A 26,718-nucleotide genomic window follows, 5' to 3' on the forward strand; every position below is an offset into this window, starting at 1 on the left:
CTTTCATGAAAAAGACCAAAATTGTTTGCACCATCGGTCCGAAAACCGAATCCGAAGAGATGCTGTCCAAAATGCTGGACGCGGGCATGAACGTCATGCGTCTGAACTTCTCTCACGGTGACTATGCTGAACACGGTCAACGCATCAAGAACCTGCGTAACGTGCTGAGCAAAACCGGTAAGACAGCGGCTATCCTGCTGGACACCAAAGGCCCGGAAATTCGTACCATCAAGCTGGAAGGCGGCAATGACGTCTCCCTGAAAGCAGGTCAGACATTCACCTTCACCACCGATAAATCCGTCGTTGGCAACAACGAAATCGTCGCCGTGACCTATGAAGGTTTCACTACCGACCTGTCCGTCGGTAACACCGTTCTGGTCGACGATGGTCTGATCGGCATGGAAGTGACTGCCATTGAAGGTAAGAACGTCATCTGTAAAGTGCTGAACAACGGCGACCTCGGCGAAAACAAAGGCGTAAACCTGCCGGGCGTTTCTATTGCCCTGCCGGCGCTGGCTGAAAAAGACAAGCAGGACCTGATCTTCGGTTGCGAACAAGGCGTTGATTTCGTTGCTGCTTCCTTTATCCGTAAGCGTTCTGACGTCGTCGAAATCCGCGAGCACCTGAAAGCTCACGGCGGCGAAAACATCCAGATCATCTCCAAAATTGAAAACCAGGAAGGCCTGAACAACTTCGACGAGATTCTCGAAGCGTCTGACGGCATCATGGTTGCTCGTGGCGACATGGGCGTTGAAATCCCGGTTGAAGAAGTTATCTTCGCCCAGAAGATGATTATCGAAAAATGTATCCGCGCGCGTAAAGTGGTTATCACCGCAACGCAGATGCTGGATTCGATGATCAAAAACCCGCGTCCGACCCGCGCTGAAGCCGGCGACGTGGCGAACGCCATCCTCGACGGTACCGATGCAGTAATGCTGTCTGGCGAATCCGCCAAAGGGAAATACCCGCTGGAAGCGGTCACCATCATGGCCACCATCTGCGAGCGTACCGATCGCGTGATGACCAGCCGTCTGGAATTCAACAACGACAACCGCAAACTGCGCATCACCGAAGCCGTGTGCCGTGGTGCGGTAGAAACCGCAGAAAAACTGGAAGCTCCGCTGATTGTTGTCGCGACCCAGGGCGGTAAATCTGCGCGCGCCGTGCGTAAATACTTCCCGGACGCCACCATCCTGGCGCTGACCACCAACGAAACCACTGCCCGTCAGTTGGTGCTGACCAAAGGCGTGGTGCCGCAGCTGGTTGACCAGCTCTCCTCTACCGATGATTTCTACATCCTGGGTAAAGAACTGGCGCTGCAGAGCGGCCTGGCGCGTAAAGGCGACGTGGTTGTCATGGTCTCTGGCGCCCTGGTCCCGAGCGGAACCACCAATACAGCCTCCGTGCACGTGCTGTAATAATTTACAGGTTAATTCGTTTTTTAAAGGCGCCTCTTCGCAGGCGCTTTTTTTTTATTCAATCACTAGCTACTCTTAATAAAAATGCAAATCGGAATTTACTATTTAATAAGAGATTATCTAAGATGAATCCGATGGAAGCGTGCTGTTTTCACAAAGATTTTTAAACTAATCTGCCAAATTCGATGTTTCTTTGAGCGAACGATCAAAAATAAGCGTATTACCGTAAAAAAATATTCTCATCCCAAAAAAGTTTGTGTAATACTTGTAACGCTACATGGAGATTAACTCAATCTAGAGGGTATTAATAATGAATCGTACTAAACTGGTACTGGGCGCGGTAATCCTGGGTTCTACTCTGCTGGCTGGTTGCTCCAGCAATGCTAAAATCGATCAGCTGTCTTCTGACGTTCAGACTCTGAACGCTAAAGTTGACCAGCTGAGCAACGACGTGAACGCAATGCGTTCTGACGTCCAGGCTGCTAAAGACGACGCAGCACGCGCTAACCAGCGTCTGGACAACCAGGCTACTAAATACCGTAAGTAATAGTACCTGTGTAATAAAAATGGCGCACATTGTGCGCCATTTTTTTTGTCCTCTGTTCCCTTCCGTCTCGCGCTACTGCACCCTTTTCGCTTCGTCCATCGTGCCATTCTGCACCGACATCGTCGATATCGCTGCGCTGCTCGCCGCCTCATTGCCCGTGGAGACCACCACCGGATAACCCGCGCGTCGGGACAGCGCTTTCTTAAGCTGCGCATCGTCTACGGTCTTATCTCCGGCAAACTGATGGAAGGCCGCTGGCAGCGTGTGCGGAATCGTCCGGGTGTTGCCCGCTTCATCCTGCGTCAGAGGCCGATGAACTTCGACATAGCGTTTACCGTCCGGCTCAATCGCAAATTTCACCGGCTGGTTGATAACGCGAACCGGCGTCCCCGTTTTTACCTGACTAAACAGCGCCTGGATGTCCGCGGCGTTCATGCGCATACAGCCCGAGCTGACCCGCAGGCCAACGCTATCCGGTGCGCTGGTACCGTGGATAAGATACTCGCCGTTGCCGTACGCCAGGCGCAGCGCATAGCGCCCTAACGGGTTATTCGGCCCGGCCGGCACCACGGGCGGCAACTTGATGCCTTTCTCCAGCGAACGCGCGCGGATGCCCGCCGTCGGCGTCCAGGTCGGATTGGGGATCTTCTGCCCGACGCGCGTGGTCATCTCCGGCGTCTCCAGCCCTTGCTGACCAATACCCAGCGGATAAACCTGAACCTGGTTCTGTCCCGGCGGGAAGTAGTACAGCCGCAGTTCCGCCAGGTTCACGACGATACCTTCCCGGGGCACATCCGGCAGCAGCATCTGCGAAGGAATTAATACCTGAGTCCCGGGTTTCGGTTCCACCGGCGCAAGAGTGTCGTTCGCTTCGAGAATCAGCATCGCCGCCGTGTCGAAATGGCGGGCAATCGCCTGCAGATTGCGATCCCCTTCCTGTACCGTCCACCATTGATTCTGGCCAATGAGCCGACTGTTAGCCGGGGGAAGTGGATAATCTACCGCCCAGGCGCCGTGTGAGACGCTGAGGGCGGTCAGAAGGGCTACGGTGATAAGAGATGCGCGTTTCATACTGAGATTCCTTCTTTCGCTGATAAAACGCCAGGATCTGCCGTCGGGCCGGGATCTCCCCGGCCTGACCTAACAGAATGAAATCTACCTGTTTATTCTAGCTAAGATTTGCGGCTTTCGCGCGAATTGCGCGAATCATGGCTTCCAGGCCCTGAGATCGCGAAGGGGTAAGATGCTGGGTCAACGCCATTTTTTCAAACCACGGCCGCACGTCAAAGTCGGTGATATCCTTGGCCGTCATCTGGTCGTAGAGGATAAAGACCACGGCAATCAGCCCTTTGACGATCGCCGCATCGCTATCGCCGCGCAGCGATAGCCCTCCGGCTTCCCCTTGTTCTACCACGATCCACACCTGGCTCTGGCAGCCCTGAATGATATTTTGCGCGGTATGCTCTTCGGCGCTCAGCGGCGCCAGCCGCTGGCCGAGTTCGATAATATAGAGATACTTCTCTTCCCAGTTCGCGCAACGACTAAAGTTGCGCAGCAGTTTGTCTTTATCCGGTAATGCCGCCATGATTGCTTCCTTTAGCCCAATAGCGTGTGGATGCGCTGCAGTCCTGCGACCAGGCGATCCACCTCTTCCGTGGTATTGTACATCGCCAACGAAGCCCGACACATGGCCGGTACGTTGTAAAACGCCATCAGCGGCATCGCACAATGGTGACCGGTGCGTATGGCAATGCCGTAATTATCCAGGAAGCTGCCCACGTCATAGGCATGATGAGCGCCAAGGTTAAAGGCTATCACCCCCAGTCGCTCGTCAGGGCCATACAGGGTTAAATCAGGCACCGCCTTCAGCGCCTGCAAGGCGTAGCGCATCAGCGTCTGTTCATATTCGCCAATGTGCGCCAGCCCCAGCGCGCTGACATACTCCAGCGCGGCGCCAAAGCCGATAATCCCGCCGGTATTGGGCGTGCCCGCCTCGAAGCGCCACGGCGCTTTCGCCCAGGTCGTCCCTTCGGTCAGACTGACGGTGGCAATCATTGACCCGCCCCCCTCCCACGGCGGCATCTCCTGCAGCAGCGCCTCTTTGGCATACAGAATGCCAATTCCGGTCGGGCCGTACAGCTTATGGGCGGAGAAAACATAAAAATCGCAGTCCAGCGCCTGCACATCCACCGCGTGGTGCATCACCGCCTGCGCCCCGTCCACCAGCACTTTCGCCCCATGCTGGCGGGCTAGCGGAATCAAGGCCGCCAGCGGGTTCTCCGTCCCCAGTACGTTGGAAACCTGGGTGATGGCCAGCAGGCGGGTTCGCTCATCAAACAGCGGCGGAATGGCATCCAGCTGCAGAGTGCCGTCCGGAGTGAGCGGGATAACCCGCAGCTCGGCGCCCACCCGGGCGCAGAGCATCTGCCAGGGGACGATGTTCGCATGGTGCTCCATGGCGCTGATGATGATGTTATCGCCGGCGCCGACGTTGGCGTTCCCCCAGCTGTTGGCCACCAGATTGATCCCTTCGGTGGTCCCCCGGACGAACACCAGCTCTTCCGCTGAGCGGGCATTCAGGAACCGCGCGGCCTGCTGACGCACCTGTTCCATCCGCGCCGTCGCCTCTGCGCTCAGCGTATGGATACCGCGATGGACGGCGGCATAGCCGTGGCGATAAAACTCCGCCTCGGCGCGAATTACCGCCTCTGGTTTTTGCGCGCTGGCGGCGCTGTCGAGGTAGACCAGCGGCTGACCGTTGACCTCCCGGCTCAGCAACGGAAAATCCGCGCGTATCCGTTCTACAGAAAATGTCATGCTTTTTCTCCCGGTAGACGTTGGCCAATACGCGCCAGAATCTGCGCCCTGAGCGTCTCATCGCCAATCGCTTCCGTCAGCTCGGCGGCGAAAGCGTACAGGATCATATGCTGCGCCGCCCGATGGGGAATGCCACGCGAACGGAGATAGAACAGCTGTTCGTTGTCGATGCGCCCGATGGTAGCACCGTGGCTACACTTGACGTCGTCGGCATAAATTTCCAGCTGCGGCCGGGTGTCCACTTCAGCCAGGCGCCCGAGCAGCAAATTATTGTTGGTCATCTGACCGTCGGTTTTAATCGCGTGCTTCGCGACATTAATCAGACCGTTAAACACCGCCCGCCCTTTATCGCTGACGATGGTCTTATGCAGCTGGCGGCTATTACAGTAGCCAACGCGATGATCGAGCCAGGTTCGGCTGTCGCAGACTTCATTGTTGACCGGCATCGCCAGGGAGTTGATCCGCAGGGTGCTGTTCTCTCCCAGCAGTTGGGTGCTGGTGTGGTGGCGCAGCACCGCGCCGCCAAGCAGAAAGCTGCTGCTGAAGACCGAAGCGTCGCGGCCCAGCGCGAGATCGTTGTGGGCAAAGTGGTTGCTCTGCGCATTTTCAAACGCCAGTTTGATATGCTGCAGATGGGCATTATCCGCCACCGACATCGTCAGACGCGCGCCGGTAAAGTGGCGCTGTTCATCCAGGCTCAGATAGTGCTCGATAATCGTGGCTTCGGCGCCGCTCTCCAGCTCAAGATGATGGCGATAGTGCGCGGTATTCACGTCGTCGCCCGTTCCTCCACGCGTCACATGCATGAGCAGCAGCGGCTTAGTGGGCCGCTGATGGCGTGTTACGCGGATTCGCGTCACCGTCTGAGCCAGGCTCTCTGTGAGATGCAGGAACACTTCCGGCTGCACCGCGTCAGGCAACCCCTGACGATCGGCCGTCACGCTGACGTCGTAGCCGCTGTCGGCCAGATTGTCGCTTAACGTCTCGCTGAACTGCCCGTCGATGAAGACCAGCCGCCAGGCGTCCACCGACAGCGCCCGTTGATCCCGCTCTGTCGCCGTTAAGGTACCCGGCTCAAGCGCGACAAACGTGCCTTTGGTTAGCGTATCCAGCGGCGTATATTTCCAGTCTTCATGTTTGCGCGTCGGCAGACCGAGGCGCAGTACCTGTTGGAGATGCTGGCGGGCTTCGGGCGTTCGCCGCTCGCCCTGCGCCTCAAACAGATGATGCCACTGCTGCAGCGCGTTACTGCTGTTCGGTAAGCCAGCCATAGCCCTGCTCCTCCAGTTGTTTGACCAGGGTAAAATCGCCGGATTTGACGATTCGCCCCTGATAGAGCACGTGGACGTAATCAGGCTTGATATAGTCGAGAATACGCTGGTAGTGGGTGACGATAATAAATGCGCGCTTGCCATCGCGCAGCGCATTGACGCCGTCAGAGACGATCTTCAGGGCGTCAATATCCAGCCCTGAATCCGATTCATCAAGGATGCACAGGTCCGGCTCCAGCACGGCCATTTGCAGGATATCGTTGCGCTTCTTTTCACCGCCGGAGAAGCCCACGTTGACCGAACGGGTCAGCAAATCTCCCGGCATCTTCAGCAGCTTGATTTTCTCTTCCATCAGATCCTGGAAGTCGAAACGGTCTAACTCTTCCTGGCCGCGATAGTCGCGCACCGAGTTAAGCGCAGTCTGCAGGAAGAACTGATTGCTGACGCCGGGAATCTCCACCGGGTACTGGAAGGCCATAAAAATGCCTTCACCGGCGCGGTCTTCCGGCGCCAGGCTGAGCAAATCTTTGCCTTTGAACTCCACGCTACCGCCGACGACCTCATAGTCCTCACGCCCGGCGAGCGTCGCAGAAAGGGTGCTTTTGCCGGAGCCGTTCGGCCCCATAATGGCGTGCACTTCGCCAGGGCGGATTTCCAGATTCAATCCGCGCAGGATCTCTTTGTCTTCAACGGCGACCTGCAAGTTTTTGATACTTAACATCTCATTTCCCTTAATTCGTAAAGCCTGGTGCTTAGCCGACGCTGTGTTCCAGACTGATAGCCAGCAGTTTTTGCGCTTCGACGGCAAACTCCAGCGGTAGCTCTGAGAAGACATCTTTACAGAAGCCGTTGACGATCATCGAGATGGCATTATCTTCGCTGATGCCGCGCTGCAGGCAGTAGAACAACTGGTCTTCGCCGATCCGCGAGGTGGTGGCTTCGTGCTCCAGCTGCGCGCTGTCGTTGCGACACTCCACGTACGGGAATGTATGCGCCCCGCAGTCCGGTCCAATCAGCATCGAGTCACATTGGGTGAAGTTACGCGCGTTAGTGGCCGTCGGCATAATTTTGACCAGCCCACGGTAGCTGTTCTGGCTTTTGCCGGCGGAAATCCCTTTCGAGATAATCGTCGAGCGGGTGTTTTTGCCGATGTGGATCATCTTGGTGCCGGTGTCTGCCTGCTGGTGCCCGCTGGTCAGCGCGACGGAGAAAAATTCGCCGATGGAGTTATCGCCGCGCAGAATGCAGCTCGGATACTTCCAGGTGATGGCCGACCCCGTTTCTGACTGCGTCCAGGACATCTTGCTATTTTCGCCTTCGCACAGCGCGCGTTTGGTGACGAAGTTCAAAATCCCGCCGGTGTTGTTATCTCCGGGGAACCAGTTCTGCACCGTGGAATATTTCACCTCGGCATCTTTGTGAATAATCACCTCGACCACCGCCGCATGCAGCTGGTAGCTGTCGCGCACCGGGGCGGAACACCCTTCGATATAGCTGACGTAGCTGCCTTCATCGGCCACCAGAATGGTGCGTTCGAACTGGCCGGTTTTTTCCGCATTAATGCGGAAATAGGTCGACAGCTCCATCGGGCAGCGCACCCCTTTTGGTACGTAGATAAAGGTGCCGTCAGAGGCCACCGCTGCATTCAGGGCGGCAAAAAAGTTGTCATTCCCCGGCACCACGGTGCCGAGATATTGCTTCACCAGCTCCGGGTGGTCGTGGATCGCTTCACCAAACGAACAGAAGATAATCCCCTGCTCCGCCAGTTTTTCCCGGTAGGTTGTCGCTACCGAAACGGAGTCAAAAATCGCGTCAACCGCGACTTCGCGCCCTTCGCGTACCGGTACGCCCAGCAGGTTGAAAGCCTCTTCGACTTCCTGCGTCAGGTAGGCGCCGGGGCCGGTTTGCTGCACCGCGCCTGGCTCAGAGGCGCAGGTGTCATCGCAGTTACCGCAGGACGGCGCCGAGTAATAGCTGTAATCCTGGTAGTTGAGCTTTTCATAGTGCGCTTTCAACCAGTGCGGTTCTTCCATCTCCAGCCAGGCGTGATACGCCTTTAGCCGGAACTCGAGCATCCACTCGGGCTCGTTGCGGCGGGCGGAAATGGCGCGCACCACCTCTTCGTTGATGCCTTTCGCCAGCTCATCGGTCTTTAAGCGGGTAAAAAAGCCTTCTTTATAATTGAGCGGCCCGTCGGACCAGGTTTTGACATCGTCAGTTGCTTCAGTATTACGAGACATAGTTACTCCGCCTGAACCCCAAAGCTTTCGCCGCAGCCGCATTCGTGCTGCGCTTTCGGGTTATGAAACTTAAAGATTTCATTTAATCCTTCCCGAACATAATCCAGCTCCGTCCCGTCGATAAACGGCATCGCCTGCAGAGGCGCCCAGAGTTTCGCCCCGTCGCGCTCAAACAGCAGGTCGTCTTCTGCCGGTTCGGCAATCAGCTCGAGTACGTAACCAAAACCGGCGCAGCCGCTGGTTTTAATCCCCAGACGCAACCCCTGCTTGTCGGGCTGTTGACTCACCAGGTCGCGAATATGGGCGGCTGCCGCGGGGGTCATCATCAGACCCTGCCAGCTAAATTCATCGGGATTGAAGGTTCCTGTATCTAATTCCATCGCTCTACCTCATTGGTTAGCGCCATAAGGGCATACGACCATGTTAATGATAACGATTATCACTTCAACCCAGCCGGAGAAGGGATATTCCCCATGCGAACCCTTTTATCTCGCTTTTTATAAGCATAGACCCTCACCTGCAGGTTATCAGGTGACTATTTTGTAATTTAATATATTGATAAATAATAAGTTATTTAGCTTTTTATCCGGGTGTGACGGGCAATGGGAAAGGTGCATCGGAAATACCTATTTTTGAAATCGAAAATAGTCCATTCAGCATCAGTAGCACTTACTGTCAAATCAATAGCTTGTTGTTTATACCGTTTGATGGCAAGGCGCTATCCGATCTACCCCTTTAGCATTATCTATAACTATCCTTCTGGATGGCTATTTGTTATCCGGTAAAGCGAAGCGGTTATCATGTTAAATTCGGACAAAAACCAGGAATAAAGGTTTTTTCTCTACTGGTAAATTGATGTACAATTCCCGGCTAAATTTCCTACAGTTTTCGACCCTGTGTCGGAGGCACTGCTTACCTGGAGTTTGTCCGTACCGGATGATAGATATCAGTATTATGTCGATGTGCATGGTGGTACTGCTGGTTATGAGCGTACTGCTGAACTAAGCCAGCCACAAACCCTGCTTCCCACGCCGGAGCTTCACATTCGTTATGAAATGAGGAGTTTTGGAGGATTCGCCCGCCGTGGGATTGTTCGTCAATGACGTTGCCTCTAAGATTCCAGCCACATTCCAACGAGGTAACGAAGATGAAAGGAACAATCATTGCTCTGTTAGCCACCGCGTCAATTGTCGCGGCCAGCGCATTTGCGGCAGATAAAAATGACGGCCCTGCTCCCGCCGGTAATAATGCCGGACAGCCGGTGATGGAGATGCCGCAAGGGCGTGGTCCAATGCCCATGCCTCTGCCGCCATTCCCGCCGAGAAAACCGGTATTATTCTCTGCAACGGTTGCCACCGATAACCCGGCTGAGACCATTAATAAACTGACTGCGCTGATCCCGACAGGTAGCGCTAAACATTATGAAGTGCGCGTGGAAGTTGTTCCCGCTCCCGATATGCCCTGAGTTATCCCGGGCCATATACCGGTAGCCTTGAGCGGCTGATACCAGCCTCATAAAAAAAGCTGCCAGTTAACGTGGCAGCTTTTATTTTGCGTCTGCTTTAGTGCTCAATGTCTATATCCTCATCACCCACGGCGATGAGGATACAGGTATGATGACGGTATATTAACTCTTAATCTTTCTGTAGATAAACAGCACGACTAATGCACCGATTACCGCCACGACAAAGCTGCCGAAATTAAAGCCATCGACCTTGCCGAAGCCAAAAAACGTGCTGATCCAACCACCGACAACCGCACCAATGACCCCCAGAACGATAGTGACGATAAACCCGCCGCCGTCTTTGCCTGGCATAATCCACTTAGCCAAAATACCGGCAATAAGACCAAAAATGATCCAGGAAATGATACCCATAGTTAACTCCGTCCTCTTCGTTACGCACAAATATTTCGTACTTAAAATAGTAGCATAAGTAGCGTGAATAATTCATGAATTATATTTTTAGCGCCGATGACTTGCTGTATAAGCCGCGATGGTCTACATATCATGGTGTCGATGCTAATGCGCAAAGGAGTTAAGAATGGGGTATTACGTTATTAAAAAATCGGAGAAAAGCGTTTCCCAGCCATGGTATTTCCTGCTAAAAGCGGATAACCATGAAACCATTGCCACCAGTGAAATGTATTCCTCGAAGGAAGCGGCGAAAAAAGGAATTGCCTCAGTGCAGAAGAATGGTCCCACTGAAACGATTAAGGATGAAACACAATAAAATCTGCTGAATATAAGGGGGAAATATATTCCCCCTTATATTTGGATGAGAAGAATCTCAGCGCGCTGTGGCTATCTCAGACGACCGCCGTGGTCAGGCGCGAGGAGCAGCACAGGCGCCCCTGTTCATCAAAGATTTCAATCTGCCACACCTGATGGCGCGAACCGACATGCAGCGCTTTACAGACGCCCCTGACCCGGCCACCGCGCACCGAGCGAATGTGGTTGGCATTGACCTCCAGCCCTACCACCTTTTGCTCGCCTTCACTGCACAAATAGCCGGCAACCGAGCCCAGCGTTTCCGCCAGTACCACCGATGCTCCACCATGTAGCAGACCAAACGGTTGATGGGTGCGGCTATCCACCGGCATGGTGGCTTCGATGGTATCATCGGTGAAGCTATCAAAATGAATATCCAGCAGCCCGACCATATTGCCTTCGCCCATGCGGTTAAGCTGTTCCAGCGTTGTCTGACGTTTCCAAATCATCCAATAATCTCCAACAGCGCCTGCAGCGGATGACGAACACCGCTGCCTTCAATGCGTTTCACCTGACTACGACAGGAATATCCGGTCACCAGGCAACGGTTGCGCGGTAAACGCTGGATCGCCTGTTGCCAGGAAAGCGCGTAGATATCCAGCGAGTTGGCATGGTTTTTTACCTCATGACCGTAGGTGCCGGCCATCCCACAACAGCCCACGCTGACGTTTTCCAGTTTCGCGCCGAAGCGCGCAAAAATCTCTGCCCACTGCTTCGGTGCCGCGGGCAGCGCCGTGACTTCCGTACAGTGACCAAACAGATACCACGCTTCGCCGCCATTCTCCTGTTCGCGAGCTTCCGGCAGCGCCTGCGGCAGCCACTCGTGCACCAGCATCACGCGGAAATCCCCTCGTTTGTCACCCAGAACCTGGTTGTACTCATCGCGATAGCACAGCACCAGCGCCGGATCGACACCAACCATCGGCATGCCCAGCTGCGCCACGCGGTTGAGAAAATCTGCGGTTTTCTGCGCCGTACGCGCAAAGCGCGAGAGGAACCCTTTGATGTGCTGCGCCTTGCCGTTTGGCGAGAACGGCAGCAGTACCGGCTGGTAGCCTACTTTTTCAACCAGACGAACAAAATCAGCCACCACCTGCGCGTCGTAGTAGCTGGTGAACGGATCCTGCACCACCAGTACCATTTTGGCTTTCTGCTCAGCGCTGAGCGTTTCCAGCTGCTCCAGCGTCATGTTTGCCGAGCGATGTCCCACCATTCTCTGCTTCAGCGACGGCGTCGAGAGCAGCGGCAGATCCACCATCCCGATGTGCTTCTCCGACAGCTTGCGCATCCACGGCTGGTTAATAAAGAAGTTGAAGGTCTTCGGCGCCTGGGCCATCAGCGGCGCATAGGATTCCACCGTTGCCACCAGATGATCGCGAACCGGCCGCAAATAGCGACTGTGGTAAAGCTGCAGGAAGCGCGAGCGGAATTCCGGAACATCGATTTTAATCGGACATTGGGTAGAGCACGCTTTACAGGCCAGACAGCCGGACATCGCCTCTTTGACCTCATGGGAGAAGTCATATTCCCCCTTGCGGGCGTGCCAGCTGTTGCGGGTCCGCGCAACCAGCGTACGCAGGCTGGCGCGTTTTTCCGGCAGATCTTTTTCCAGCTGATTGGGGTCGATGCCGCGATCCGCCAGCAGGCGCAGCCACTCGCGCACCAGCGTTGCGCGCCCCTTCGGCGAGTGGATACGGTGATTGCTGACCTTCATCGACGGACACATCGGGCTTTTAACATCGAAGTTAAAGCACAGGCCGTTACCGTTACACTCCATCGCACCGCGCCATGCGCTGCGCACCGCAATCGGGATCTGCCGATCCCAGGTGCCGCGCTTCACGGCATCCACTTTCATCATCGGCGCCTCTACGCCTTCCGGCGGACAGATTTTCCCCGGGTTAAGACGGTTGTGCGGATCGAACGCCGCTTTGACTTTGCGCAGCTCGCCGTAAAGTTCTTCGCCAAAGAATGCCGGACTGTACTCGGCGCGGAAGCCTTTGCCGTGTTCACCCCACAGCAGGCCGCCGTATTTGGCGGTCAGCGCCACGACCTCGTCGGAGATCTGTTTCATCAGCACTTCTTGCTGCGGATCGCACATATCCAGCGCCGGACGCACGTGCAGAACGCCGGCGTCTACGTGGCCAAACATACCGTAGCTCAGGCCGTGGCTGTCGAGCAGCGCGCGAAACTCGACGATATAATCGGCCAGATGTTCCGGCGGCACGCAGGTATCTTCCGCAAAGGGAATCGGCTTGGCGGCACCTTTGGCATTCCCCAGCAGCCCCACCGCTTTTTTACGCATCGCGTAGATGCGCTCAACGCCGTCCAGTTCGTTGCAGACCTGCCAGCCGATGACGCCCGCTTCGCTGGCGGCAATCAGCTCATCAAGGCGCTGACACAGCGTGGTCACCTGGTTGTCGATAAGCGCCGCGTCATCGCCGGCAAATTCGACGATATTCAGCCCCAGCATCTCTTTATCCGGGACATCGGTAATCAGCTCACTGACCGAATGCCAGACGATATCTTCGCGCGCCAGGTTAAGGACTTTTGAATCGACGGTTTCCACCGACAGCGCTTTCGCCTCGACCATAAACGGCGCGTTGCGCAGCGCGGAGTCAAACGAATCGTATTTGATATTCACCAGACGGCGCACTTTCGGCAGACGGGTAATATCGAGACGCGCTTCGGTGATAAAGGCCAGCGTCCCTTCCGAGCCGGTGAGAATACGGGTCAGATCGAACTCGCTCATGTCATCATTAAAGACGTGGCGCAGGTCATATCCGGTCAGGAAACGGTTAAGTTTGGGGAATTTATCGATAATGAGCTGACGTTGCGCTTTGCAACGCTGAAATACCGTCCGGTAAATCCGCCCAATCGCCGACTGTTCCCGGCTCAGTGTCTCCGCCAGGGCGACGGGCATCGCCTGGGTATCGAGAATATCGCCGCCCATCAGCACCGAACGAACGCCCAGTACATGGTCTGAGGTTTTGCCATAAACCAATGATCCCTGGCCGGAGGCATCGGTATTGATCATCCCGCCGAGGGTGGCGCGGTTGCTGGTGGAAAGCTCCGGGGCAAAAAAGTAACCGTACGGTTTAAGGTACTGGTTCAGCTGATCTTTAATTACGCCCGCTTCAACACGAACCCATCCCTCTTGCGGGTTGATTTCGAGTATGCGGTTCATATGGCGGGACATATCGACGATGATCCCCGCATTCAGCGACTGGCCGTTGGTGCCGGTGCCGCCGCCGCGCGGGGTAAAGACCAGCGATTTGAAGCGTTCTTCGGCGGCGAGCCGCGCCAGCAGGACGACATCTGCCGTCGAGCGGGGAAATAAAATGGCATCCGGCAGCAGCTGATAAACGCTGTTATCTGTCGCCATCGTTAGCCTGTCGGCATAGCTGGTGGCGGTATCGCCGGTAAATCCTTGCTGCTCCAGTACCTGCAAAAAAGTCAATACCAGTTGAACGACACCTGGTGCTTGAGAAATTTGTGGGATCATAATGCTTGACCCTGCCTGACTATGTTGTGTTGTAGAGATGTCATCCTTCAGACTGCCTCTTGTTGGCGCATTTGCTGCCGACTCCTTGCGTGAAGCTGACCCTTGCGGGCAATGCAAACCACGTTCACCACGCCGGGCAAAAAAAGCCTGAGAGCCGGGAGTCGATCGCCGCCTCGATGCGTCCGGATGATTTTGTGTATGGATAACTAAACGATTGCGTGGCGCAGTCAACTTTTTATCACATTTTTTTCATATGCGCCCGCCAGATTTATGTGCAAAATCAGGCCCGTGAAATTATTGATATTATTATCAGTATATGGATTTACGCGGCGTCAGCATTTTGACGCGACTGGAAAGGTAAAATTTCTTTATGCTTAACGATCGCCAACCCCGGGATATACCGCAAATTCTGCTGTCGGTACTGTTCTTATCCCTGATAATTATCTCCTGCCTGTGGGTGGTGCAACCCTTTATTCTGTCCTTCGCCTGGGCAGGCACCGTCGTCATCGCCACCTGGCCCGTTCTGCTGCGTCTGCAGCGTTTGCTGTTCGGTAAACGCGCCCTCGCCGTGCTGGTCATGACCGTGCTGTTGTTTTTACTGTTTGTCATCCCGATTGCGCTGCTGGTAAATAGCCTGGTAGATAACAGTATTCCGCTGATAAAACTGATCTCCACCGGGAATGTCACGCTGCCGGATTTCGCCTGGCTCAATAGCGTTCCGCTGATTGGCGACAAGCTCTACGCTGCCTGGCACGGCCTGCTGGATATGGGCGGTGCGGCCATTATGGCCAAAATTCGTCCCTATATCGGCACCACCACCACCTGGTTCGTCGGTCAGGCGGCGCATATCGGCAAACTGCTGGTTTATTGCGGGCTGATGCTGTTGTTCAGCGCTCTGCTGTACTGGCAGGGTGAGAAAGTCGCCTATGGATTCCGTTATTTCGCAACGCGTCTGGCGGCAAAACGCGGCGATGCGGCGGTCCTGTTGGCCGGTCAGGCCATTCGCGCCGTGGCGCTGGGCGTGGTGGTGACGGCGCTGGTTCAGGCGGTGCTCGGAGGGATAGGCCTGGCGATTAGCGGCGTCCCTTACGCCGCGCTGCTGACCGTGGTCATGATCTTCACCTGCCTGGTACAGCTGGGGCCATTGCTGGTCCTGGTCCCCTCGATTATCTGGCTCTACTGGACCGGAGATACCACCTGGGGCACGGTGCTGCTGGTATGGAGCTGCGTGGTGGGGACCATGGATAACGTTATCCGCCCGATGCTGATTCGTATGGGCGCCGACCTGCCGATGATCCTGATTCTCTCCGGCGTTATCGGCGGGCTGATCGCCTTCGGGATGATCGGCTTGTTTATCGGTCCGGTGCTGCTCGCCGTCTCCTGGCGCCTGTTTGATGCCTGGCTGCAGGAGGTTCCGCCGCCGCCGAAAGATCCCGTTCAGGTGCTGGCGGAACTTGAAGCGTTAAACGTCAGTAATATCAACAGCGAAAAGTAAAAAATCGAGGCGGGGAAACCCGCCTTAATCATAAGAAAAACTGATAAAAATAATACTGCTCTCCCCCGTAATCCCCTCCCTCACGTTACGCAATCAGCATATTCTTCACACCTGTTTAACTATTGAGATGAATCTGATCGACGCAAAAAAAGGCTGTGTCTACTATTAGGGCACGGTTATAGATCAACACCTTGATTTATAAGCATGGAAATCCCCTGAGTGAAACAACGAATTGCTGTGTGTAGTCTTTGCCCATCTCCCACGATGGGCTTTTTTTTTACTTCGTTGCCATTAGCCGCCGCGGCGCTATCTCCGCTTGTTTGCACGTACGGCTGTCAATAGCGGTCGGCACGCGCCGAAAATAAAAAAATCCCCGCCATTGCTGACGGGGATTGGGGGGATTTAAAGCGCGGGCTTACTTATTCAGTTCAGCCAGACCAAGCCAGGTTTGCACCACGGTATCCGGGTTCAGAGACAGACTATCAATCCCTTCCTCCATCAGCCATGCGGCAAAATCTTCGTGGTCAGAAGGACCCTGGCCGCAAATACCGACGTATTTGCCCTGCTTCTTCGCCGCGCGAATCGCCATCGACAGCAGCGCTTTCACCGCGTCATTACGTTCGTCAAACAGCTCAGAGACCACGCCGGAGTCGCGATCGAGGCCCAGCGCCAGCTGAGTCATATCGTTTGAACCAATGGAGAAACCGTCAAAGTGCTCAAGGAACTGTTCGGCCAGCAGCGCATTCGATGGAATTTCACACATCATAATGATTTTCAGCCCGTTTTCGCCGCGCTTGAGCCCCTGGCGCGCCAGCTCTTCCACCACCGCTTTCGCCTGGGCGACGGTGCGGACAAACGGCACCATGATTTCGACGTTACTCAGCCCCATATCGTTGCGCACGCGCTTCACCGCTTCGCACTCCAGCGCGAAACAATCGCGGAAGCTGTCAGAGACGTAGCGACCGGCGCCGCGGAAGCCGAGCATCGGGTTTTCCTCTTCCGGCTCATAACGCTCGCCGCCCACCAGGTTGGCGTATTCGTTAGATTTGAAGTCGGACAGACGCACGATTACCCGCTTCGGATAGAACGCCGCGCCGAGGGTCGCAATCCCTTCGGTCAGACGACCGACGTAGAACTCTCTCGGCGAGTCGTAGCCTTTCATCAACTCACGGATTTCGTTCTGCAGCGCCGGCTCCTGGTCATCAAACTCCAGCAGCGCGCGCGGGTGGACGCCAATCATACGGTTGATGATGAATTCCAGACGCGCCAGACCAACGCCTTCGTTCGGCAGACAAGCGAAATCGAATGCGCGATCCGGGTTACCGACGTTCATCATGATTTTCAGCGGCAGGTCCGGCATTTCCCCGACGCTTGAGCTCTTAATGCTGAAGTCGAGCAGTTCGGCGTAGACGTAACCGGTATCGCCTTCGGCACAGGAGACGGTCACGTTCTGGTTTTCCTGAATGCGATCGGTCGCGTCACCGCAGCCAACGACCGCCGGAATCCCCAGCTCGCGGGCAATAATCGCCGCGTGGCAGGTACGGCCGCCGCGGTTGGTGACGATCGCCGAGGCTTTCTTCATGATCGGTTCCCAGTCCGGGTCGGTCATGTCGGTGACCAGCACGTCGCCCGGTTCGATGCGATTCATTTCACTGATATCGTGAATGACTTTCACCGGACCGGCCCCGATGCGATGGCCGATCGCGCGGCCTTCAGCCACAATCTGCCCTTGCGCATGCAGGGTATAGCGTTCCATCACCTGGCCGCGTGAACGTACGGTTTCCGGACGCGCCTGGACGATGAACAGCTCGCCGGTATGGCCATCTTTCGCCCATTCGATATCCATCGGACGGCCGTAGTGCTTCTCAATTTGCACCGCCTGCTTCGCCAGCTCCTGCACTTCCTCGTTGGTTAACGAGAAAATGTCACGCTGCGCCTGCGGAACGTCTTCGATACGCACCTGCTTGCCATGTTCCTGGGTCGGCGCGTAAATCATGCGAATCTTTTTCGACCCCATGGTACGGCGCACGATAGACGGACGACCCGCCGCCAGCGTCGGTTTATGGACGTAGAACTCATCCGGGTTCACCGCGCCCTGCACCACCATTTCGCCAAGGCCCCAGGCGGAGGTAATAAATACCACCTGGTCAAAGCCGGACTCGGTATCAATGGAGAACATGACGCCGGATGAGGCGAGGTCGGAACGCACCATCCTTTGAACCCCGGCGGATAGCGCCACGCCGCGGTGGTCATAACCCTGATGCACGCGATAGGAGATCGCGCGATCGTTAAACAGCGAAGCAAACACGTGCTTCACCGCGACGAGCACGGCATCAAAGCCCTGCACGTTGAGGAATGTCTCTTGCTGCCCGGCGAAGGAGGCATCCGGCATATCTTCCGCCGTGGCGGAGGAACGCACGGCAAAGGAGGCCTCGGCATTATCCGCGGACAGCTGTGTATAAGCATCACGAATGGCGTCTTCCAGTTCGCTCTGGAACGGCGTATCAATGATCCACTGACGGATCTGGGCGCCCGCTTTCGCTAATGCGGAAACGTCGTCAATGTCGGTTTCATCCAGCAGTTCATAAATACGCTGGTTGACACCGCTTTGGTCCAGGAACTGATTGAAGGCATCAGCGGTGGTGGCAAACCCGTTCGGTACGGAAACACCCATACCGGACAGATTCGTAATCATTTCACCAAGGGAGGCATTTTTGCCCCCAACTCTGTCTACATCATTCATGCCGAGTTGGTTATACCAAAGCACCAGCGGTGACGAGCCATTGTTGGACATCGAGACAATCCTTTTGTGATTTAATACCAGTGATAAAAAACTCACGATCAACTACGGGATTTATCCTGACATATTTATGCGGCTGAAAAAAACGGTGAATCGTTCAAGCAAATTATTTTTCATTTTTTAGGATACTTTTCCCGATATAGCTAAGCTAATGATTCTGCTGAAATCTGCTGCAATAAGATACAAAATGCCGGCAAAATCGAAAACTGAACCATCCTTTTCATTAAAAATAAAAACACCATTTCATTTTTAAAAGTGAGACAAAGCCTAAAGGGATATGCTTAAATTTAATTTCTGCTTTCAGATAATTAAACTCATTATACCGGATGGTCAAAATGGAAAGTGCTGTAGATCGCCACGTATTTTATATTTCTGACGGTACCGCCATTACGGCCGAAGTCCTGGGGCATGCGGTGATGTCGCAATTCCCGGTCGCTATCAGCAGTTTTACGCTGCCGTTCGTCGAAAATATCAGCCGCGCGCGGGCAGTTAAGGAACAAATTGACGCCATCTATCAGCAGACCGGCATCCGCCCGCTGGTGTTCTACTCCATCGTTATCCCTGAAATTCGCGATATTATTTTGCAAAGTGAGGGATTTTGTCAGGATATTGTGCAGGCCCTGGTGGCCCCGCTTCAGCAGGAACTCCGGCTCGACCCGACGCCGATCGCGCACCGCACCCACGGCCTGACGCCGGGTAACCTCAACAAATACGATGCACGTATTGCGGCGATTGATTACACCCTCGCCCATGACGACGGTATCTCGCTGCGTAATCTCGATCAGGCACAGGTCATTTTGCTGGGCGTCTCGCGCTGCGGCAAAACCCCGACCAGTCTTTACCTGGCGATGCAATACGGTATCCGCGCGGCAAACTACCCGTTTATCGCCGACGATATGGACAACCTGATCCTCCCGGCCTCGCTCAAGCCCTTACAACATAAGCTGTTCGGTTTAACCATTAATCCGGAACGGCTGGCCGCGATCCGTGAAGAACGCCGTGAAAACAGCCGCTATGCGTCGATGCGCCAGTGTCGCATGGAGGTGACCGAGGTTGAGGCCCTGTATCGCAAGAATAAAATTCCGTGCCTGAATAGCACCAATTATTCGGTTGAAGAAATTGCAACTAAAATCATGGACATCATGGGGCTGAATCGAAGAATGTACTAACGAACTAGTGCATTGGAGAAAATTTGTTTATGCTATCGCCCGTGGCCTATACAGGATCATGACCTGCCCTTGCAATAAGCAGAGATTGGTTTATCGTGATGCGCATCACTTCCCGGCATTTTCGCCGCGGAAGAAACAGATTTTTTGAGACTCCAATGAATAAAACAGACGAATTGCGTACCGCGCGCATTGAAAGCCTGGTGACGCCCGCGGAACTGGCGCAGCGGCATCCCGTGTCTGCCGACGTTGCCGCACACGTTGCCGCCTCCCGCCGTCGGATTGAAAAAATCCTCAACGGTGAAGATCGCCGTTTGCTGGTGATTATCGGACCGTGCTCCATTCATGATACCGACGCGGCGATGGACTACGCGCGCCGCCTGCAAGGGATGCGCGAACGCTACCAGCCGCAGCTGGAAATCGTCATGCGTACCTACTTTGAAAAACCGCGTACCGTTGTGGGCTGGAAAGGGTTAATTTCGGATCCTGACCTTAACGGCAGCTATCGGGTGAATCACGGTCTTGAACTGGCGCGTCGGCTGCTGCTGCAGGTCAACGAGCTGGGGGTCCCCACCGCCACCGAATTTCTCGATATGGTGACCGGGCAGTTTATTGCCGACCTGATAAGCTGGGGCGCTATCGGCGCGCGTACCACCGAAAGCCAGATCCACCGGGAAATGGCCTCCGCGCTCTCCTGCCCGGTCGGCTTCAAAAACGGCACCGATGGCAATACCCGTATCGCCGTTGATGCCATCCGTGCCTCCCGCGCCAGCCATATGTTCCTGTCGCCCGATAAGCAGGGTCAGATGACCATCTATCAGACCAGCGGCAACCCGTACGGCCACATCATCATGCGCGGCGGTAAACATCCGAATTATCATGCTGAAGATATCGCCGCCGCCTGCGATGCGCTGCGTGAATTTGACCTGCCGGAACAGCTGGTAGTTGATTTCAGCCACGGCAACTGCCAGAAGCAGCACCGTCGTCAGCTGGAGGTGTGCGCCGATATCTGCCAGCAGATTCGCGCCGGTTCCACATCGATTGCCGGCATCATGGCCGAAAGCTTCCTGCAGGAAGGCACGCAGAAGGTGGTTGCCGGGCAGCCGCTGACGCGGGGCCAGTCCATTACCGATCCTTGCCTGAGTTGGGAAGATAGCGAACGTTTGCTGGCCGAACTGGCTGCGGCAACCGCTACCCGCCTGTAGTTCCTGCCCCCGCCACGCCGTGGTGGGGGAGATTCTTTCCGCCTGGTCTGGCGCAACCTCCCCCAAAAAAACAGGGTTTTCACAAATAACGCTTGCCGTGAAAATTAACATTACTGATAATGATTATCATTGTTTCTTTTATTTTTATTTGGTGCTTTGACGCGTATGGATAACACTGCCACAGCAGAAAAAACAAAAGACAATGCCCCTTACCCCATCCCCACCGACCGTAAGATCAACAGCCGCACCTTACTCGGCGCTGAAGGTCGGGTGGTGATTGAACATGGCGGCCAGCGCTATTTGCTGCGCCAGACCCATGCGGGGAAACTGATCCTGACGAAATAGCCACTCTCTGCCCGCGAGGACAGAGCAGGCCTGGGTAACGTCAGCTGGAGCAGCTTACTTCCAGACGCCTTCCCCAGTCGGGCGGACGGTTGATATAATCATCGTCCCGGTCTGCAAACGGCTGGCGTAATGCCTCATGCAGCCGCGCCAGTTCGCTCATCTCCCCTTGCTCTGCCTGCTCGATGGCCCGCTGTGCCAGCCAGTTTCGTAACACCAGCGCCGGGTTTACGCTCTGCATCTGCTGCTGGCGTTGCGCATCGTCGATCGGCTCATCGCGCAGACGCGCGCGATAGCCTGCGAACCAGCTATCGAAGGCCGCGCGATCGATGAACTCATCGCGCAGCGGCGACGCCGCGCTGTGTTGTTCACTCACGCTCAGCATGCGGAAAGTCCGGGTGTAATCGCTGCCTTCCCGTATCATCAGCGCGAACAGCCCATCCAGCAGGTCATTATCGCCTTTCTGCTGGGTGAACAGACCCAGCTTATCGCGCATACGGCGGCCGTATACCGTCAGCAGAGCATGCTGGTAGCCATCCAGCGCGGCATTAAGCGCATCCACCGCAATAAACGGCGACAGCGACTGCGCGAGACGTTGTAAATTCCACAGACCAACCGCCGGCTGGTTTTCAAAACTGTAGCGGCCCTGATAATCGGAATGGTTGCAGATAAAATCGGGTTTGAAGTCGTCCAGGAAGCCGTATGGGCCGTAGTCCATCGTCAGCCCAAGAATCGACATATTATCGGTGTTCATCACCCCATGGGCGAAGCCTACCGTCTGCCAGCTGGCGATCAGCGTCGCCGTTCGCGTGACAACGTCACGGAACCATAAAACGTATTTATCAGCGTCATCAACCAGCTCTGGCCAATGGTGACGAATCACGTAGTCGGCTAGCTGCTGTACCTTTTCCGGCTCACGGCGATAATAGAAATGTTCGAAATGGCCGAAGCGCACGTGACTTTCGGCCAGACGCATCAACATCGCGCCGCTTTCCAGCGTTTCGCGTTGCACGGGGGTATCGCTGGTGACCATGGCGAGCGCGCGCGTCGTCGGGATCCCCAGCGCATGCATGGCTTCCGAGGCCAGGCTTTCGCGGATCGTGGAACGCAGCACCGCTCGCCCGTCGCCCATTCGCGAATAGGGCGTCAGGCCGGCGCCTTTGAGGTGCCAGTCCAGGCGACGCCCGTCCGGCAGCTGCTGTTCAGCAAGCAAAATCCCTCGGCCATCGCCAAGCTGGCCGGCCCAGGCGCCAAACTGATGGCCGCTGTAGACCTGCGCCAGCGGCGACATGCCGGGCAGCAGCGTTTCGCCTCCCCACACGCCGGCGCCCTGCGCCGGATGAAACAGCGCCTCGGGAATGTCCAGGGTTTGCGCCAGCGGCGCATTGTGCCAGATAAGTCGGGCATTTTTCAGCGGGGTGGGCGCTAAAGCGGTATAGAAATCCGGCAGTTCATCACGCCAGTGGGTAGTAAAAGACAGGGTCATGGTTCCTCCTCTCTCCAGTGTAGTGCCTTCAACACGGTATTAACACGGGAGAACCGCAGGGTTATCGACATAAAAAAAGGGAAGCCAACGCTTCCCCTTCGCCACGCCTTACGTCGCTATATCCTGCGGGCCTGCCAGAATTTTTTATTCCAGTAGACGTTATCCAGGGAGGAGCGCGTCACGCCCTGGCTGGTCGAGGCGTGGATAAACTGATTGTCGGTATCGTAGATGCCCACATGCAGACCGCTGTCGCCGGACCCGGTTTTGAAAAAGACCAGATCCCCCGGTAACAACTCACTTTTATCAATTTTAGTGCCAATTTGTGCCTGATCGCGAGTTTCACGCGGCAGTTGCAGGGCAAACTTATCGCGGAAGGTCATGAGGACAAATCCGGAACAATCAACCCCGCGCGGAGACATACCGCCATAGCGATACGGCGCGCCCCGCCAGTTGCGCAGCTGTTCGTTCAGGTTTGCGATAACGGTAATGGAATCTGCAAGCCGCGGATTCGGCGGCGGCGCCCGGTGGCTACTGCAGCCAGCCAGAAATAGCGCCGCCAATAAAATGAACCACAAACGCATCTCAGACGATTCCTCTGTTCCTTATCAACTCGTCAGGATAATTTAGCTGGTTTATCAATGCACTGGCAAGGTTGCTTCGTGCTACTGTGACGCAACGAGCATAAAATGACCGGCGACCGCAATGCGCTGAAAAGGAATCGCATAGGCCGCGGTTAAATTTTCTTCGGTTAACACCGCCGATGTCTCACCGCAGGCAATGGCCTGCCCCCGGCAGATAAGCCAGGATTGATGCGCGTGTCGCAGGGTATGATTAAGATCGTGGCTGCTCATCACGACCGCCACGCCCGACTCGCACAGTTCACCCAGAACCCGGTCTAGCGCCGCCTGCTGCGCCACGTCCAGACTGTTCATCGGTTCATCCAGTACCAGCAGCTGCCCCGCCGGATTCGCCAGCGGATGAATCTGCAGAATGACCGCCGCCAGGCGTACGCGCTGCCACTCGCCACCAGAAATATGATTCACCTGGCGCCCGAGCTTATCGCTCAGGCCCAGCTTATCGGCAACGCTGCCGAGCAGTTCGCTTTGCCCACCATTTTGCAGATGCAACGACAGATAGTGCCATACCGGCATGGCAAAAGGCGGCATCTGGTGCTGGCTGAGGTAGGCCCGGTGACGCGCCAGCTCCTGTGCCGACCACTGGTCCATTTTACGTTCGTTAAGAATAACGTCTCCGGGCCCCGTCGTCAGGCCGGCCATTCGCATCAGCAACGTGCTTTTGCCTGCGCCGTTGGGCCCGACCAGATGAACCATTTCACCAGGACGCACCTGGGCGCTAAATGGCGCCAGACGCCCCGCCTCTTTGACGTCCCGCAGCTGCATCAAAAACGGCATTATTTCGCTAACGCCCCTTTAATCGCGGCCACCAGCAGCGGATCGTCGGGGGTCATATCCGGCGAGAAGCGCTGGATAACCTGGCCATCTTTGCCCAGCAGGAATTTTTCGAAATTCCACAGAATGTCGCCGACGTTGGCCGGCGCACGGCCTTTGCTGGCCATACGCTCGTAGAAACCGCTGCCTTCCGGCGCTACGGCCTGCGGCGCGGCATCAACCAGCTGCTGATAGAGCGGATGGCGGTGCTCGCCATTGACATCAATTTTGCTGAACAGCGGGAAAGTGACGCCGTAGGTGGTGCTGCAGAAGGTTTTAATCTCTTCTTCGCTACCCGGCTCCTGCCCCAGGAACTGATTGCACGGGAAGCCAAGCACGGTGAAGCCGTCATTCTCAAGATCTTTTTGCAAGGTCTCCAGCTGCTCATACTGCGGCGTCAGGCCGCATTTTGACGCCACGTTCACGATCAGCAGTACTTTGCCCGCGTAGTCCGCCAGCGTTGTTTTTTGACCATCAATCGTGGTGACTTCAGTATTCAGAATATCGTGTTGCATAGCCTTCTCTCCGTCCATCAAATGGATTTCTGATTTAAGGTGATCCCTATCTACTGTAGCGGATTCACGGGCGTTCATTGTACGTCTAATCGGCTGCCAGGAATACCGCACCGTACCCGCCGCGAACATGAATTCCTCTCAATATGGTCAGCAGACAATTCAGTGTACAGTGTTAAATGGATGTAATAGCCTTTTGTTATGGACTAATTTTGAGAGAGTTTTATAGATGAAAAAGTTGTTAAGCTCGGTGTTAATCGCCACATCGGTAGTGTTGTTATCGGCCTGCTCTCCAGACGATAACAACAAAGTTAAGGTGGCGATTAACACCGGTCCGGATGAAGCCATCTGGAAAGTGGTTGAGCAGGTGGCGAAGGATAAATATCACCTCGACGTCGAGGTTATCTCTTTCAATGATTACGTGCTGCCCAATGAAGCGTTAAATAATAAAGACGTCGATGCTAATGCCTTCCAGACGCTGCCCTATCTTGAGGCACAGTCGAAAGAGCGCGGCTACAAATTTGCCATCGTTGGCAAAACGTTTGTCTTCCCGATTGCCGCTTATTCACGCAAAATTAAACATATCAACGAGCTGCCGGACGGCGCAACGGTATCTATCTCTAACGAAACCACGACCTTAGGCCGCAGCCTGCTCCTGCTGCAGGCGCAGGGCTTAATCAAACTGAAAGAGGGCGTGGGCTATTTGCCGACATCGCTGGATATTATCGACAACCCGAAACATTTGAAAATTGTTGAAGTCGATACGCCGCAGCTGACCCGTACCCTCGACGATCCGAACGTCGCGCTGTCGATTATTAACACCAACTTCTCCGCGCAGGCAGGTCTCTCCGCGGCCCGCGATGGTTTATTTATGGAAGGACCGGACTCTCCTTATGTGAATGCCATCGTTTCACGTGAAGAGAATAAAGACAGTAAAAAGATTCAGCAGCTGAAAGAAGCCTTCCAGACCAAAGAGGTCGCAGATAAAGCCATGGAAGTATACAAAGGCGATGCGATCAAAGGCTGGTAAACCCCAGCTCCCCTCCCTGGCGCAGCGATAATGGCTGCGCCAGTCCACCGCTTATTGCGAATGCGCGGATTTCAGCAGTAGCCAGATGAAGACCGGCGCTCCCAGCGTCGCGGTGACCACGCCGATCGGTAATTCCGCCGCCGACAGCGCCAGGCGGGCAATGATATCGGCGCCGAGCAGCGCACTGGCGCCGGCAAGCACACAGGCCGGAAGCAGCACCCGATGATCGCTCAAGCCGCATAAGCGCAGAATATGCGGTATCACCAACCCAATAAATCCAATTGCCCCTGCCAGCGCCACGCTCACGCCAACCAGCCAGCCTGTCGCCACGACCAGCAGCCTGCGCCATAGCCAGAGAGGCAGTCCCAGCTGACGAGCGGACACTTCCCCCAGCGCCAGGAGATTCAGCGGCTGTGATTGCAGACACGCCCAGATAAGCACCGGCAACAGCGCCAGTATCAGCCACAGCTGCTGCCAGTCCACGCCGCCAAACCCGCCCATCATCCAGTACATGAGCTGACGCAAATCGAAAGAGGTGGAGAAATAGACCGCCCAGGTCATCAACGCGCTACAGATAATGCCGAGCGCGACGCCCGCCAGCAGCAGACGGCTGGTTGACAGATGCCGCCGGGCAAAACGCAGCAGAATAAAAGTAATCACCAGCGCGCCGGCAATCGCGCACAGCCCCAGCGCCCACCCCGGCAGATAGCCTTTGCCCAGCAGCACCGCGGCAATTAATCCCACGCCAGCGCCGTTGGAGACGCCCAGCAGCCCCGGTTCCGCCAGCGGGTTTTCGAATAATGCCTGCATGATCGCCCCGGAGAGTGCCAGCGCAGCGCCGACCAGCAGAACGGCCAACGTACGCGGCAGACGAATCTGCCAGATAAACAGCTGCCCTTTGGCGCTGAACCACTCCTGCGGACCAATCCACTGGTCTCCGGCGCAGAGACTGACGGTCATCATGGCGAGAAGCAGCAGCAGTAGTGCAATAAGCCAGCGCCGGCTGCGGCGCTGTTGAGTTTGGGCAAAGGTCAGCATAATTTCCGTATTGCCAGAAAGAGATGCCGTTGATTTTACGGTGGAGACAGAGGTGAGAAAAGCAAAACCTCCCGCAGAGGAAGAGATAACCGGATGATCCACTGACCATCACGGCGAGACATCGGCCCCGCC

At 55.6% G+C, this 26,718-nt stretch carries 25 protein-coding genes and 1 other RNA gene; 10 read left to right on the forward strand and 16 right to left on the reverse strand.

Annotation, left to right across the window (positions count from 1 at the left end):
* Positions 1–5 precede the first annotated feature (5 nt).
* Both pykF and lpp read left to right on the forward strand, forming a co-directional pair.
* Entirely contained in the window at positions 6–1,418 is a 1,413-nt protein-coding gene (gene pykF, locus AC007G_RS21055; protein ID WP_015584114.1) for a pyruvate kinase PykF, read from the forward strand.
* A 310-nt stretch (positions 1,419–1,728) separates the two neighbouring features.
* Positions 1,729–1,965 (forward strand): murein lipoprotein Lpp, encoded by a 237-nt coding sequence (lpp, locus tag AC007G_RS21060; RefSeq protein ID WP_001082307.1) that lies wholly within the window; start codon positions 1,729–1,731, stop codon positions 1,963–1,965.
* Positions 1,966–2,037: 72 nt separating this feature from the next.
* Here lpp and ldtE read toward each other — a convergent pair whose 3' ends face one another.
* The 7 genes from ldtE to sufA form a co-directional block, all read right to left on the reverse strand.
* A complete protein-coding gene (gene ldtE / locus AC007G_RS21065) occupies positions 2,038–3,036 on the reverse strand; it encodes a L,D-transpeptidase LdtE (protein ID WP_032687153.1) in 999 nt (332 codons plus the stop codon).
* 97 nt (positions 3,037–3,133) lie between these two features.
* On the reverse strand, positions 3,134–3,550 hold the full coding sequence (gene sufE / locus AC007G_RS21070) for a cysteine desulfuration protein SufE (protein WP_032687152.1): 417 nt from the start codon (positions 3,548–3,550) through the stop codon (positions 3,134–3,136).
* A gap of 11 nt (positions 3,551–3,561) precedes the next feature.
* A complete protein-coding gene (sufS, locus tag AC007G_RS21075; protein ID WP_032687151.1) occupies positions 3,562–4,782 on the reverse strand; it encodes a cysteine desulfurase SufS in 1,221 nt (406 codons plus the stop codon).
* Positions 4,779–6,053 (reverse strand): Fe-S cluster assembly protein SufD, encoded by a 1,275-nt coding sequence (gene sufD, locus AC007G_RS21080; protein ID WP_032699524.1) that lies wholly within the window; start codon positions 6,051–6,053, stop codon positions 4,779–4,781. The genes sufS and sufD overlap by 4 nt, the downstream gene beginning before the upstream one ends.
* Complete coding sequence (sufC, locus tag AC007G_RS21085) at positions 6,028–6,774, reverse strand: Fe-S cluster assembly ATPase SufC (protein ID WP_032697372.1); 747 nt, start codon at positions 6,772–6,774, stop codon at positions 6,028–6,030. Before sufC ends, sufD begins: the two co-directional genes overlap by 26 nt.
* Positions 6,775–6,805: 31 nt before the next feature.
* The gene (sufB, locus tag AC007G_RS21090; RefSeq protein WP_015584111.1) at positions 6,806–8,293 is read right to left on the reverse strand and encodes a Fe-S cluster assembly protein SufB; all 1,488 of its coding nucleotides are present in this window, start codon (positions 8,291–8,293) and stop codon (positions 6,806–6,808) included.
* A 2-nt stretch (positions 8,294–8,295) separates the two neighbouring features.
* Positions 8,296–8,673, reverse strand: coding sequence for a Fe-S cluster assembly scaffold SufA (sufA, locus tag AC007G_RS21095; RefSeq protein ID WP_032687147.1), 378 nt, complete (start codon positions 8,671–8,673; stop codon positions 8,296–8,298).
* Positions 8,674–9,440: 767 nt separating this feature from the next.
* Between sufA and AC007G_RS21100 the strand changes: the two genes are divergently transcribed.
* On the forward strand, positions 9,441–9,758 hold the full coding sequence (locus AC007G_RS21100; protein WP_032687146.1) for a hypothetical protein: 318 nt from the start codon (positions 9,441–9,443) through the stop codon (positions 9,756–9,758).
* 162 nt (positions 9,759–9,920) lie between these two features.
* Here the strand turns inward: AC007G_RS21100 and AC007G_RS21105 are convergent, their stop codons facing one another.
* Positions 9,921–10,169: a GlsB/YeaQ/YmgE family stress response membrane protein gene (locus AC007G_RS21105; protein WP_004863295.1), complete on the reverse strand. Its 249-nt coding sequence runs from the start codon at positions 10,167–10,169 to the stop codon at positions 9,921–9,923.
* 166 nt (positions 10,170–10,335) lie between these two features.
* Here AC007G_RS21105 and AC007G_RS21110 point away from each other — a divergent pair, with 166 nt between their 5' ends.
* On the forward strand, positions 10,336–10,524 hold the full coding sequence (locus AC007G_RS21110) for a YegP family protein (RefSeq protein ID WP_032687145.1): 189 nt from the start codon (positions 10,336–10,338) through the stop codon (positions 10,522–10,524).
* A gap of 76 nt (positions 10,525–10,600) precedes the next feature.
* Here the strand turns inward: AC007G_RS21110 and menI are convergent, their stop codons facing one another.
* Together menI and ydiJ are read right to left on the reverse strand one after the other, a co-directional pair.
* Positions 10,601–11,011 carry a 1,4-dihydroxy-2-naphthoyl-CoA hydrolase gene (gene menI, locus AC007G_RS21115; protein ID WP_032687144.1) on the reverse strand — a complete coding sequence of 137 codons (411 nt, stop codon included), beginning with the start codon at positions 11,009–11,011 and terminating at the stop codon, positions 10,601–10,603.
* Positions 11,008–14,064 carry a D-2-hydroxyglutarate dehydrogenase YdiJ gene (gene ydiJ / locus AC007G_RS21120; RefSeq protein ID WP_032699522.1) on the reverse strand — a complete coding sequence of 1,019 codons (3,057 nt, stop codon included), beginning with the start codon at positions 14,062–14,064 and terminating at the stop codon, positions 11,008–11,010. Before ydiJ ends, menI begins: the two co-directional genes overlap by 4 nt.
* A 370-nt stretch (positions 14,065–14,434) precedes the next feature.
* On the opposite strand from ydiJ, the gene ydiK reads away from it, so the two are divergent.
* Positions 14,435–15,559 carry an AI-2E family transporter YdiK gene (ydiK, locus tag AC007G_RS21125; protein ID WP_142630664.1) on the forward strand — a complete coding sequence of 375 codons (1,125 nt, stop codon included), beginning with the start codon at positions 14,435–14,437 and terminating at the stop codon, positions 15,557–15,559.
* A gap of 172 nt (positions 15,560–15,731) precedes the next feature.
* Positions 15,732–15,839: antisense sRNA RprA (gene rprA, locus AC007G_RS21130), an RNA gene on the forward strand.
* A gap of 135 nt (positions 15,840–15,974) precedes the next feature.
* On the opposite strand, the gene ppsA is transcribed toward rprA, so the two are convergent.
* The gene (ppsA, locus tag AC007G_RS21135; RefSeq protein WP_032697375.1) at positions 15,975–18,353 is read right to left on the reverse strand and encodes a phosphoenolpyruvate synthase; all 2,379 of its coding nucleotides are present in this window, start codon (positions 18,351–18,353) and stop codon (positions 15,975–15,977) included.
* 341 nt (positions 18,354–18,694) lie between these two features.
* Between ppsA and ppsR the strand changes: the two genes are divergently transcribed.
* From ppsR to hemP, 3 genes are all read left to right on the forward strand, one after another.
* Positions 18,695–19,528, forward strand: coding sequence for a posphoenolpyruvate synthetase regulatory kinase/phosphorylase PpsR (gene ppsR, locus AC007G_RS21140; RefSeq protein ID WP_004863318.1), 834 nt, complete (start codon positions 18,695–18,697; stop codon positions 19,526–19,528).
* 155 nt (positions 19,529–19,683) lie between these two features.
* A complete protein-coding gene (gene aroH / locus AC007G_RS21145; protein WP_142630663.1) occupies positions 19,684–20,730 on the forward strand; it encodes a 3-deoxy-7-phosphoheptulonate synthase AroH in 1,047 nt (348 codons plus the stop codon).
* A gap of 165 nt (positions 20,731–20,895) precedes the next feature.
* Entirely contained in the window at positions 20,896–21,075 is a 180-nt protein-coding gene (hemP, locus tag AC007G_RS21150; RefSeq protein WP_046852335.1) for a hemin uptake protein HemP, read from the forward strand.
* Between the two features lie 40 nt (positions 21,076–21,115).
* Here the strand turns inward: hemP and selO are convergent, their stop codons facing one another.
* The 4 genes from selO to AC007G_RS21170 form a co-directional block, all read right to left on the reverse strand.
* Positions 21,116–22,558 (reverse strand): protein adenylyltransferase SelO, encoded by a 1,443-nt coding sequence (gene selO / locus AC007G_RS21155; RefSeq protein WP_032687140.1) that lies wholly within the window; start codon positions 22,556–22,558, stop codon positions 21,116–21,118.
* A 116-nt stretch (positions 22,559–22,674) separates the two neighbouring features.
* Positions 22,675–23,139, reverse strand: coding sequence for an NlpC/P60 family protein (locus AC007G_RS21160; RefSeq protein WP_032687139.1), 465 nt, complete (start codon positions 23,137–23,139; stop codon positions 22,675–22,677).
* Positions 23,140–23,220: 81 nt separating this feature from the next.
* Positions 23,221–23,970 (reverse strand): vitamin B12 ABC transporter ATP-binding protein BtuD, encoded by a 750-nt coding sequence (btuD, locus tag AC007G_RS21165; RefSeq protein ID WP_046852293.1) that lies wholly within the window; start codon positions 23,968–23,970, stop codon positions 23,221–23,223.
* Positions 23,970–24,521: a glutathione peroxidase gene (locus tag AC007G_RS21170; RefSeq protein ID WP_032687137.1), complete on the reverse strand. Its 552-nt coding sequence runs from the start codon at positions 24,519–24,521 to the stop codon at positions 23,970–23,972. The genes btuD and AC007G_RS21170 overlap by 1 nt, the downstream gene beginning before the upstream one ends.
* Positions 24,522–24,747: 226 nt before the next feature.
* Here AC007G_RS21170 and AC007G_RS21175 point away from each other — a divergent pair, with 226 nt between their 5' ends.
* Positions 24,748–25,548, forward strand: a complete 801-nt coding sequence (locus AC007G_RS21175) for a MetQ/NlpA family ABC transporter substrate-binding protein (RefSeq protein WP_032687136.1) — start codon at positions 24,748–24,750, stop codon at positions 25,546–25,548.
* 51 nt (positions 25,549–25,599) lie between these two features.
* Here the strand turns inward: AC007G_RS21175 and btuC are convergent, their stop codons facing one another.
* Positions 25,600–26,586: a vitamin B12 ABC transporter permease BtuC gene (gene btuC, locus AC007G_RS21180; protein WP_032697379.1), complete on the reverse strand. Its 987-nt coding sequence runs from the start codon at positions 26,584–26,586 to the stop codon at positions 25,600–25,602.
* Positions 26,587–26,718 lie beyond the last annotated feature (132 nt).

The organism is Klebsiella sp. CSG-1, from assembly GCF_056521145.1.

Coding starts and splice junctions, on each gene's coding strand:
- AC007G_RS21175 (WP_032687136.1), top strand. CDS start 24,748: ATGAAAAAGTTGTTAAGCTCGGTGTTAATCGCCACATCGGTAGTGTTG.
- AC007G_RS21100 (WP_032687146.1), top strand. CDS start 9,441: ATGAAAGGAACAATCATTGCTCTGTTAGCCACCGCGTCAATTGTCGCG.
- hemP (WP_046852335.1), top strand. CDS start 20,896: ATGGATAACACTGCCACAGCAGAAAAAACAAAAGACAATGCCCCTTAC.
- sufB (WP_015584111.1), bottom strand. CDS start 8,293: ATGTCTCGTAATACTGAAGCAACTGACGATGTCAAAACCTGGTCCGAC.
- sufA (WP_032687147.1), bottom strand. CDS start 8,673: ATGGAATTAGATACAGGAACCTTCAATCCCGATGAATTTAGCTGGCAG.
- menI (WP_032687144.1), bottom strand. CDS start 11,011: ATGATTTGGAAACGTCAGACAACGCTGGAACAGCTTAACCGCATGGGC.
- ldtE (WP_032687153.1), bottom strand. CDS start 3,036: ATGAAACGCGCATCTCTTATCACCGTAGCCCTTCTGACCGCCCTCAGC.
- sufE (WP_032687152.1), bottom strand. CDS start 3,550: ATGGCGGCATTACCGGATAAAGACAAACTGCTGCGCAACTTTAGTCGT.
- AC007G_RS21110 (WP_032687145.1), top strand. CDS start 10,336: ATGGGGTATTACGTTATTAAAAAATCGGAGAAAAGCGTTTCCCAGCCA.
- sufS (WP_032687151.1), bottom strand. CDS start 4,782: ATGACATTTTCTGTAGAACGGATACGCGCGGATTTTCCGTTGCTGAGC.
- pykF (WP_015584114.1), top strand. CDS start 6: ATGAAAAAGACCAAAATTGTTTGCACCATCGGTCCGAAAACCGAATCC.
- sufC (WP_032697372.1), bottom strand. CDS start 6,774: ATGTTAAGTATCAAAAACTTGCAGGTCGCCGTTGAAGACAAAGAGATC.
- selO (WP_032687140.1), bottom strand. CDS start 22,558: ATGACCCTGTCTTTTACTACCCACTGGCGTGATGAACTGCCGGATTTC.
- ppsR (WP_004863318.1), top strand. CDS start 18,695: ATGGAAAGTGCTGTAGATCGCCACGTATTTTATATTTCTGACGGTACC.
- lpp (WP_001082307.1), top strand. CDS start 1,729: ATGAATCGTACTAAACTGGTACTGGGCGCGGTAATCCTGGGTTCTACT.
- ppsA (WP_032697375.1), bottom strand. CDS start 18,353: ATGTCCAACAATGGCTCGTCACCGCTGGTGCTTTGGTATAACCAACTC.
- btuC (WP_032697379.1), bottom strand. CDS start 26,586: ATGCTGACCTTTGCCCAAACTCAACAGCGCCGCAGCCGGCGCTGGCTT.
- AC007G_RS21170 (WP_032687137.1), bottom strand. CDS start 24,521: ATGCAACACGATATTCTGAATACTGAAGTCACCACGATTGATGGTCAA.
- AC007G_RS21105 (WP_004863295.1), bottom strand. CDS start 10,169: ATGGGTATCATTTCCTGGATCATTTTTGGTCTTATTGCCGGTATTTTG.
- ydiJ (WP_032699522.1), bottom strand. CDS start 14,064: ATGATCCCACAAATTTCTCAAGCACCAGGTGTCGTTCAACTGGTATTG.
- AC007G_RS21160 (WP_032687139.1), bottom strand. CDS start 23,139: ATGCGTTTGTGGTTCATTTTATTGGCGGCGCTATTTCTGGCTGGCTGC.
- aroH (WP_142630663.1), top strand. CDS start 19,684: ATGAATAAAACAGACGAATTGCGTACCGCGCGCATTGAAAGCCTGGTG.
- ydiK (WP_142630664.1), top strand. CDS start 14,435: ATGCTTAACGATCGCCAACCCCGGGATATACCGCAAATTCTGCTGTCG.
- btuD (WP_046852293.1), bottom strand. CDS start 23,970: ATGCCGTTTTTGATGCAGCTGCGGGACGTCAAAGAGGCGGGGCGTCTG.
- sufD (WP_032699524.1), bottom strand. CDS start 6,053: ATGGCTGGCTTACCGAACAGCAGTAACGCGCTGCAGCAGTGGCATCAT.